This window comes from Methylobacterium sp. B1 (assembly GCF_000333255.1).
GTDB classification, from domain to species: Bacteria; Pseudomonadota; Alphaproteobacteria; order Rhizobiales; family Beijerinckiaceae; genus Methylobacterium; species Methylobacterium fujisawaense.
In genome coordinates this window covers 1-10096 of record NZ_BACT01000124.1, presented here as the reverse complement: position 1 = coordinate 10096, position 10096 = coordinate 1, and the positions used below count along the sequence as shown (strand labels likewise).

Annotated in this window: 5 protein-coding genes and 2 pseudogenes; 3 read left to right on the top strand and 4 right to left on the bottom strand. The window is 65.0% G+C overall.

Annotation, left to right across the window (positions count from 1 at the left end):
- Window positions 1-533: pseudogene (locus I53_RS03745) on the top strand (transposase); the annotation flags it as partial.
- Between the two features lie 364 nt (window positions 534-897).
- Here the strand turns inward: I53_RS03745 and I53_RS34835 are convergent.
- Window positions 898-1338, bottom strand: coding sequence for a hypothetical protein (locus tag I53_RS34835; protein WP_251982209.1), 441 nt, complete (start codon window positions 1336-1338; stop codon window positions 898-900).
- Between the two features lie 53 nt (window positions 1339-1391).
- Between I53_RS34835 and I53_RS03735 the strand changes: the two genes are divergently transcribed.
- A complete protein-coding gene (locus tag I53_RS03735) occupies window positions 1392-3563 on the top strand; it encodes a hypothetical protein (protein ID WP_043346815.1) in 2172 nt (723 codons plus the stop codon).
- A 760-nt stretch (window positions 3564-4323) separates the two neighbouring features.
- Here the strand turns inward: I53_RS03735 and I53_RS03730 are convergent.
- Window positions 4324-5856, bottom strand: a complete 1533-nt coding sequence (locus I53_RS03730) for an acyl-CoA carboxylase subunit beta (RefSeq protein WP_043346813.1) — start codon at window positions 5854-5856, stop codon at window positions 4324-4326.
- Window positions 5857-6355: 499 nt separating this feature from the next.
- Between I53_RS03730 and I53_RS03725 the strand changes: the two genes are divergently transcribed.
- Window positions 6356-7261, top strand: a complete 906-nt coding sequence (locus I53_RS03725) for a LysR family transcriptional regulator (RefSeq protein WP_043346812.1) — start codon at window positions 6356-6358, stop codon at window positions 7259-7261.
- 45 nt (window positions 7262-7306) lie between these two features.
- Here the strand turns inward: I53_RS03725 and I53_RS03720 are convergent, their stop codons facing one another.
- Window positions 7307-9733, bottom strand: coding sequence for a DUF2309 domain-containing protein (locus tag I53_RS03720; RefSeq protein WP_043346810.1), 2427 nt, complete (start codon window positions 9731-9733; stop codon window positions 7307-7309).
- A 19-nt stretch (window positions 9734-9752) separates the two neighbouring features.
- Window positions 9753-10096: pseudogene (locus I53_RS03715) on the bottom strand (oxidoreductase); the annotation flags it as partial.

Here is a 10096-nt window from a genome sequence, read left to right as displayed (position 1 = left end):
GTTGGCTGGGGCTGGACTACCTCTCGACCGTGCTGAATGACTTCTCGCGCTACATCGTGGCGTGGAAGCTGTGCGCGACGATGCAGGTCGGCGACGTCACCGCCACGCTCGACCTCGCGCTGGCGGCGGCCGGGCTCGATCATGTGCAGGTGGCGCATCGGCCGCGGCTGCTCTCCGACAACGGGCCGAGCTACGTCGCGGGTGATCTGGCCGACTGGCTCGGCAGCCGGGGCATGACCCATATCCGCGGCGCGCCCCGCCATCCTCAAACGCAGGGCAAGATCGAGCGCTGGCACCAGACGCTCAAGAACCGCATCCTGCTCGAACACGCCTACCTGCCCGGCGAACTGGAGGCGCGGGTTGCCGCCTTCGTCGAGCATTACAACCACGCTCGGGCTCACGAGAGCCTGGACAACCTCACTCCCGCCGACGTCTACTTCGGCCGCGGCGAGGCCATCCTGCAGGAGCGGGCGCGGATCAAGCGCCAGACCCTCATCGATCGCCGCTTGCGCCACCACGCGCAGGCTGCCTAACCTCTCAACCCAGAAGGACCAGAGCCTCCGTTCCTGAGCGCCTCAAGTCGTCTCAAATCATCTGACGACGGACACTAGCCAACAAACTCAGGGTCGTCCTCGGCTGACGATCGGCAACAGTGACGATTGGCAGTGAGACGATGCCTGCTTTCATGCTTTGCCTCCTCGAAGCAGACCGGCGGGTATCCACCCAGCTCAGCCGTCCTGTGACTCCTGCTGCCGGGACCGGAACTGGCCGAAAGCTGTAGGTCCGCTTCAGAGCAAACGAACTGTGAATGCGGGCACGCTGCTTGCGACTGAATTGAGTCGCACTGGCTATGCCGCTGGATGACTCTGACCAGATATTGAGCGCGCGTTCGATCGCTCAGCCTCCCCCCTTGATCGGCATCAGGCTCTTGCGGTCGATCTCCGGCATCTTCGCCATCTGGTCGAAGGGCACGACCGCCATCACGTGACCGTCCGGCATCTTGATGACGTTGAATTGCTTGCCGGTAATCTTGTCGGTCGCCATCGCAACCATGAGCTGCATCGGCTCGAACGGCGTGACTACAAAATCGTGCCCCCAGGCGCCGACCAGACTCGACAAGGAGGCCGTGGCCACGCCCGTGCCGGCGAGGAGAGCGACAGCCGGCAGAATTGCGCGCATCATGATGGATCCTTTCCGGTACGATCGATGGAACTTCGCAGGCTTCGGCCAGGCAGTTACCGGGACTGGATCGTCATCGCCCGCCGCGTAACGGAGAGCCGACGGCGAACGAAAGGCGGCAAGGCGATAGGGCGGAGCGGAATCGCGATGACGCTGCATGCGCTCCGACTGATGTGGCAAACCTCAGTGCCTCCGATCAGGATGCGGGCGCGATGAGCGTCAAACGGGTGACAGCGCAGGGCGAGCAGCGGCGCGCCATATATCGAACAGCCTTCGGGCTCGTTGGTGGGGTTTTGTACGCATTGCGTATAACGGCCCGGATCGCTGGCGCGCTCGTCCTCGCGGCCCTCGGCATCCTGTTCCTGAACTACGTCGTGCTCTCGACCGACAAGGCGCACGCCTATCGCAACCTCGACCCGAGCCTCGCCGAGTGCCGTGACGGGCTGGCGAAGGGCTGGACGGTCCTGGCCGATACCGGCCGCGAGACCCTGCGGGCGGCGATGCCGTCCGACGGAGACGGCTGGGTCGATGCCAGCAACGACGAAGGCGCGGCGATCGCGGCGGATGTGCGTTGGGCGACACGGCTCCGTTGCGCCCTGCAGCGCCACGTTGTCCCGTCCCGCGAGGCCGGCGGACGGGACCTCGCCTACCACCTCGGCTTCATCGAGTTCCAGGAGGATGGCGAACCTTACGCGCTCGTTTCCCGCGACGGGGCGAGCGACACGGCCATCGACAGCGCGATGCTTCGCCATGCCATGGATACCGAGATGCGGGCCAAAGGCCTGCCGGCCACGATGGTCAAGCCCGTCATCACCCAGCTCGACGCCCTGAAGAAGCACCTTTCGACCGGGTCGCACTACGTCATCGCCTTCGTTCACGGCTGGCGGCACGACGCGCGGATCGGCGACCGCAACGTTGCGGACCTGCGCCTCTACGCGGCCCACGCGGCCCGTTTCCTTGCGCAGCGCTGCCCGAGCGATTCGAGCGTCTGCGACATGGACGTCACGGCGATCTATGTCGGCTGGCGCGGGGCGCGTGTCGACGAGCGCGGCCTGCAACTCTGGTTCGGTGATGGGATCGGCGGCTTCTTCGGCAACCTGTCGGCCGGCGCAACCTTGTTCGATCGGAAGCCGGTGAGCGAAGCCATCGCGCCCGCAGCGATCTCAGCCCTGCGCACCCTCGAGACGACGCTCAGCGCGCCGGGTACGCACAACAAGCTGATCGTCGCCGGGCACAGCCTCGGCGGCAATATGCTGGCGAGCGGTCTCAAGGACGACGTGGTCAAGGCCGTGCGCCGTCATCGGTTCGGAGAGGCGCTGCCGCCGATCCTCGGCAATCTCGTCGTCCTGATCAACCCCGCCTCCGAAGCGAGCAAGTGGACCGCGATCCAGCGCGAGGTCTGGATGAAGCTGGCCGACCACGCCGACGCCCACACGCCGGCTTCGGAGGTCGAGCGCGATGACGGCTCCTTTCCAACCGACCAGCGGCCGGTCCTGATGTCGGTGACGGCGGCCCTGGCCTTCCCGGCGGGCGGCCTGCGGCCTGGGGATTGCGCGTGGATCGGCCTCGATGTCGAGGACGCCTTCACCGCCGCCCGCCGGAGGATCCGGAGCCGGCTCGCGGCTACGGACAGCATGTTCGATGCGGGTGTCGACTACGATTGGGCGACACACGACCTATTCCCGACCTTCAAGTTCGATTTCCGACCGGCCGCGGGCTTTCTCGACCGTGTGGCGGCGCGCTTCGAGGGCCGCCAGCCCCGCGGTGAGAGCTGTAGCCTTCCGCCGCCCGTCGGCCTCGGCGCCGGACTGCTGACGCTGCCGCTGCGCACTTTGTCGCTGCTTGCGGCGACCTTCCCGTTCCAGAACACCGCGCGCGAGGATTCGCACACCATCGGCAATCTCGACCCGCCGCGGCCGGCGGCCGGCGTGCTCGCCGATGCTCAGCCTTCAGCGGCCCCCTTCGGCACGACTCACGAACTGCTCGGGCTTGATGCGCCGGGCCTCGAGCGGCACCACCCCTATGCCACGCTCGCCGATGCGGCTCTCGACTGCCCGCGCGCCAACCACTGGCTGACCCGGGCTCGGATGGCGCGCACCGACCGGCGCGGCAACTTTTGGGACAGCGCGGAGCTCGCGCCTGGGGGCGCCGGCGAGAACGGCCCGGCTGCTCGCTTCCTGCACGGCCTCCAGTTGACCGGCATCGCGCCGATCACCCGCCCCAACGACCCGTTCTGGAATGTCCGGGCTTTCGACAACGCCCTCTCACGCCACGACGGCTATCGGCTGTCTTCGTTCATCTGTGCGCTGAACCAGCTCGTGATGGACGACATCACCGATGCACCGTCATCGATGAGTGATCACCAAGACGCGCAGATCCCATAGAGGCTATTCCGGACATCTGGTTCCCCAAGCGTTCACCCCGAATCGGTGCGGCAGTATTCACTCGTCTGAGACGGCGGGACGAGCGCTGCGTGTTGACCGTTGCTGGCCGATAGTGACCCGTTTGCTTTTGAGCAGCGAGAGCAGAATGGCTGACGATTGATTTAACGGAGGAATATTCGAGACAGCAGATTTGGACCGGAAAATGTTTCTCATTTATCGATCCGGCGGATCGCACAGATCCTCGACATGATATCCATTAGTTATTTGGTGTCAGGGATTTCTGCCCCAATATGCTGATCGCCACAGGAGTTCGAACGCTAATTTATTGCAAAATTGATTTGCTCATATCAAAATCGGGCTCTGAGATTTGTTGCCGATCGATGTAGGTCAGCACTTCGCCGATCATGATTCTGCGATCTTAAATTTAATTTGCCGGCATTCTAAAATACTAATTAGTACTTGTTGGATCGAATCCTTCGGAGCTGCCGATGTCGAGTGTACCTAATTCTGGAAAAGTCAATGCGAACAGGTACCAGATCGGTGCCGGCTCCCCAGCGTACGAGCGCTCGACCGCATCAACGCTGGCCCATAGACGGCAAAGACTGGTCGCAGTGAGTGTACATGCTGGAGAGCGGCACGTTGGTTCACGGGCGTAGAAAGCCGATTGATCCTGCCAGATGCGCCAGCCACGGTATTCCTGCTGCCATCGACCCACGGGTTCCGAGCTCCGCTTTCCAGTCTGGCCCATCGACGATATTGCCTAGAGCGGGATGTTGTCGTGCTTCTTCCAGGGTTGCTCCATCTTCTTGGTGCGGAGCATGCCGAGGGCCTTGGCGATCCGGCGGCGGGTCGAGTGCGGCATGATCACCTCGTCGATGTAGCCGCGCTCGGCCGCCACGAACGGTGACAGGAAGCGGTCCTCGTACTCGCCGGTGCGGGCCGCGATCTTCTCCGGGTCGCCGATCTCGCTGCGGAAGATGATCTCCACCGCGCCCTTGGCGCCCATCACGGCGATCTGGGCGGTCGGCCAAGCGTAGTTGACGTCCGCACCGACGTGCTTGGAGGCCATGACGTCGTAGGCGCCGCCGAAGGCCTTCCGGGTGATGATCGTCACCAGCGGCACGGTCGCCTGCGAATAGGCGAAGAGCAGCTTCGCGCCGTGCTTGATCAGGCCGCCGTATTCCTGGGCCGTGCCGGGCAGGAAGCCCGGCACGTCCACGAAGGTCACGATCGGGATATCGAAGGCGTCGCAGTAGCGCACGAACCGCGCGGCCTTCCGCGAGGCGTCCGAATCGAGGACGCCCGCAAGCACGAGCGGCTGGTTCGCCACGAAGCCGACGGTGCGCCCCTCGATCCGGCCGAAGCCGGTGATGATGTTGCGGGCGTAGGCGGACTGGATCTCGAAGAAGTCGCCCTCATCCACGACGCGGCGGATCAACTCGCCCATATCGTAGGGCTTGTTCGGATTGTCGGGGATCAGCGTATCGAGGGATGCATCGATGCGGCTGACGTCGTCGAAGCTCGTGATCTCCGGCACGCCGTCGGTGTTGTTGGCCGGCAGGAAGTCGAGGAGGCGGCGGATCTGCAGGATCGCCTCGACGTCGTTCTCGAACGAGCCGTCGGCGATGGACGACTTGGTGGTGTGGACCTTGGCGCCGCCGAGCTCCTCGGCCGTGACGACCTCGTTGGTGACGGTCTTCACCACGTCGGGGCCGGTCACGAACATGTAGCTCGTGTCGCGGACCATGAAGATGAAGTCGGTCATGGCCGGCGAATAGACGTCGCCGCCCGCACAGGGACCCATGATCACCGAGATCTGCGGGATCACACCCGAAGCCATGACGTTGCGGCGGAACACCTCCCCGTAGCCGCCGAGCGCCGCGACGCCCTCCTGGATGCGGGCGCCGCCGGCGTCGAAGATGCCGATGATCGGGGCGCGCATCTTCAGCGCCATGTCCTGGACCTTCACGATCTTCTGGGCGTGCGCCTCCGACAGGGAGCCGCCGAACACCGTGAAGTCCTTGGAGAACAGGAAGACCGTGCGGCCGTTGATCGTGCCCCATCCGGTGACGACACCGTCGCCCGGGATCTTCTGCTTCTCCATGCCGAAATCGGTGGAGCGGTGCTGCACGAACATGTCGAATTCCTCGAACGACCCGTGGTCGAGGAGGAGTTCGATCCGCTCGCGCGCCGTGAGCTTGCCGCGCTTGTGCTGCGCCTCGACGCGCTTCTCACCGCCGCCGAGCCGGGCCTGCGCCCGCCGCTCTTCGAGAAGTGCTGTGATTTCACGCATGTCTCATCGCTCGCGTCTCAGGTATCCGTTCGGATCGACAAATCCGCTCCCGCGTCGAATCATCACCGATCAGTCGATTCGCCTTGAAAACAAATCAGATTATCATATCGAGCTCGCGTGAAACCTCATGAAGGTAGAATTCAATCTTCATGCGACTAAAGTCGTCCGGGCAATATACAATGATCGCGGGTCGAAGGCCTCGTGCATGCATGTGTCGAAGAAATTGCTCGGCAAGGATGCAAATTTGGCGCTTATTACCAGCACAAGTGTGAACCTCGACGTCGCCAAATAAGAAGCGCACTGTCGATCCGAGATGCTTCGCTCCACCACGATCGTCGTTGGATAAGGCCACATTGGCTTCCTGAGCGCTTCAGAGAGGCGGTCGCGCACGCCGTCTGCACATCTGTTGATCCGTGTTTGGAAGGATTTCTATGCGAATGCGCGCCGGGCAACAAATTCAAATATTGCTGCGGATCGTTCGTTCTTGTAAATATGAGCGATGACGGTCCTGAATTATCATCATCTGCGCCTGTTCCACCGCATTGCGCACGAGGGTAGTCTGACCCGGGCCGCAGAATTCCTGAACCTGTCGCAGTCCGCCCTGTCCGTTCAGTTGCAGAGGCTTGAGCAGCAATTAGGGCACGACCTGTTCGAGCGTCGCGGAAAGAAGCTGATCCTGACTGAGGCCGGCCGCATCGCGCTTGACTATGCCGATACGGTCTTCGAGACTGGCGATGAGCTGATCAAGGTTCTTCAGGGGCGGCCCCGCACGGCCCAGTACGTACTGCGTGTCGGCGCGCTAACGACGCTGTCGCGCAACTTCCAGCTCGCGTTCCTGCGGCCCCTGATCGGACGGCTCGATGTCGAGCTCGTGCTCCGCTCAGGCACGATGCATGATCTTTTGACGCAGCTCGAGATGCACAGCATTGATGTCGTCCTCGCGACCACGGCGGTCCGGCGGGATGCAGCCACCGACCTGCACAGCCATCTCATCGCCGAGCAGCCTGTCAGCCTGGTGGGGCGGCCCAGGCCGGATGGGCAGCTGCTCAGCTTCCCGGACGCTCTCCGCACCATTCCTGTCATGCTGCCTAGCCTCGACAGTGAGATCCGGGTGGCGTTCGACCGCGTGCTCTCTCTGGCGGGCATCCATCCCGTCATCCAAGCCGAGGTCGACGACATGGCCATGCTCCGGCTACTGGCGCGCGAGGGCGAGGGGGTCGCAGTCGTGCCGCCCATCGTCGTCCAGGACGAGCTGAACGCGGGCTTGCTGATCGAGCACTGCCGCATTCCGGATGTGACGGAACGCTTCTACGCGATCATCCAGACCAGACGCTTCCCCAACCCGCTGCTGCGCGAACTGGTCACCGTGAACGGATCGCTGCCTGCGGCGTCCGACGCTGGGTGAGCCGGCAGCGCGCCGAAATCGGCCCAGCTACGTGCGCCGGGCCTGTCACACGGCGGCCTTGAGCTTTGAGACCGAGTTGGCAGCAGTCGTTCCGGCTGCGCTGGTCCATCGCAGGTCACCGGCGTAGCGCCACGCCATCCGACCGTCCTGATCGAGCGCGAACAGGTGAAGCCAGCGATTGTCGGACAGGGCACGCACCTCAGCGTGTCGCTTCAGAATGTCGGTAATCGCCTCGCGCGGCGCCTCGATGCACACTGCCAACCGCAGGGGCTCGTGAGCATACTGCTCGCCATCGTGGACGGACTGTTGAGCGAGGCCGCTCCGAAGGGGGCCACTGTTCCCCTCCAAGACACCGATGCCGCCTGTGACGTTGTGCAGGAGTTTGTTGCCACAGCCGAACAGCTCGGGCGCGACGGTCGAGCCGTAATATTGCAGGCTGATCCAACTCGCCACGACCACGGGCGCAGTGAGGATCAGCTCAAGCACACCGAAGCCGGTGTCCTGCGCCCACTCGTACTCGTGCAGGAAGGCGCGGCCGCCCAGCGGCCTGCCCGCCGTGCGGTGGCGCGGTGCGGCGATGAAGGCGCTGCAGCCGGCTAGCCCCCATTCAGGGCGCGTCTCAGCCCAGTCACGGCTACGGCGCATGACAGAACGGCCGTCTGAGGCATGGGGCAGGCGCAGGGCCCGTTCCCCGCGCGCGATCGTGCCTGCAGCTGCAAGCCAGGTCCTTACACGCTCCAGGTCCTGCGGCTCGCCCCCCCGCGGGAGATCCTCCGCGTACAGCCTGATCTCATCCGTCGTCGTGTCGTGGAGGGCAGCGATGAAGATCGTATCGAGCGGTACATCCAGACCGCGTTCTCTGAGGCCAATCCGCACCTCCGCTTCATTCAGAAGCTGCGCCAGCAGCCGCGCGTTCACCTCGCCTGAATACCCCCCGCACGCCCCGCAATGCAGCGCGCTCGCGTGCGGATTGTTGACGACGTTCGCCCCGTGGCCGACGAGCAGCACGACAGGTGCGTAATTGAGCGTCAGCGACATCGCGCGCAGAACGTTCGATGCGATCGCGACGCGGGATGATAGGTCGAGTGCAGGATCGAGACGAGGCGCCGGCTCGCCGAGCGTCGGTGTCCGGGTCAGGCCCAGTGAGTCGCTTAAGAGCTTGCCGAGATAGAGGGGGCCGGCCGCCTCGACGAAGGCGAAGGAGGACACTGCCGCTTGCCGGAAGCGGCCCCAGGCGCGGCGCGAACGGGCTGCGACCCGGGCCGCCTGATCTGCACTCGCGACGTCAGGGCCGCTGGCGCGAGTATGGAGGCTCGGGTTCAGGAGGACTGGCAGCCGCCGCTCCTCGATGTCCGATGCGAACGGGCGATGCGCGGTCGGCAGGCCGAAGAAGCCCGCGAAGCCCAGGGTACGGATGCCGGGATCCAGACTCTCCAGGGCACGGCGGAAGATCTCCGACCGCACGTCGATGCAGAACGCCGCCTGCAAGACCGGGCGTCCGCCCGCGGCAGCCGGAGGAGCATCGGCGAGCGTCGCGGCGAGTGCGCGTTGCGCGGCACGCTCCGCAGCGTCCTGTAGAATGCTGTCGATGACTTGGTCACGCGTCGGCTGAGCAGGAGTCGCGTGCTCGGCCGCGACGGCCGCCCAGGCGTCACCGATCTGCTCCTTGTAGCGGGCGAACAGCGCCTCCTCCCAGATAACCCGGATGGCCAGCAGGTCTCTCAGGATCCCGTCAGATCCGCCGGCGAGTTCCGATTGCCATACCCGGTAGCGGGCATACTGGGCCCATCCCCCGAGTGACAGCAGCATCTGGTGGAAGTAGCTCTCGAGCGCGTCCGGACCGAGACCGAGCCTGGCCGTTGCCCGGGCCAGGGCAGGCAGCGTTCCGTCGGGCGCATCCGAGACGTGTCGCGCAAACCCGCTCAGCCCAGCGATCTCCGGGGTCAAGTCGTGGATGGCCCAGGACCGCCAGAGCGCGAGGGCGCTTCCGCCGGACGGAGCGGCCCAATGGGCTTGCCCCTCATCGAAGTAGCCGGCAACCCAGGCGGTGAACCGGTCGATGATCAGGCTTGGCCAATCGATCCCGGCGGCGGCGGCACAAAGGGAGGCAACTGTCGGCACTGCTCTGACCGGCTGCCCATCCGAACCCAACGCCGCCTTGAGCGCGGCGCAATCAGCGGGACGCAGGGCAGCGGGCGCGTCGGCCAGAGCCTCCTGAAGGTCCTCGTCCGTGATCGACCCGGACGCGATCCTGTCGCGGTACCAGCTCCGCGGCATCGTCACGGCCGTGCCGGTGCCCCGTGCCAGCTGCGCTGCGGCGACCCAGAGCGGTTCGCCGGTGTGCCCGAGGAATGGATTGACCGCGACGCTTGATGCCAGCGGCCAGAGGGGTGGGATGCGTCGGCCCGCGGCATCGGCAGCGGATCTCACGCGCTCGTGGGACATCGGGAGGGAATGGACGATCTCGATCATCGTAGGAACTCCGAACCGGTCAGGAAGCGCTACGCAGCGACCAGCCACCGATCAGCCGGTCGAAGGCCGCGTTGGCGTAGAGGCCGTTGGCGAGGTGGACCCGCAGCCCGGTCGCGGCGGGGTGATAGGCCCAGAGCGGGAACATCGCCTGCAGGACGGCGACGAGGCCGAAGCTGAGCAGGGCCAGGTTGATTAAGGCCCATTCCAGCGCTCCTGGCGCGGGTGCAGGCGGCAGCACGCCCGCCGTGAGATGGATCGCGGCCGCCTGTAGGGCGAAGTAGCCGATCGAGGTTGCGAGCGCGTAGGCCGCGGTGCGCCAAGTCAGTGCCCGGGGTGCGGTGTCGGCGAACCCTTGGGCCAACA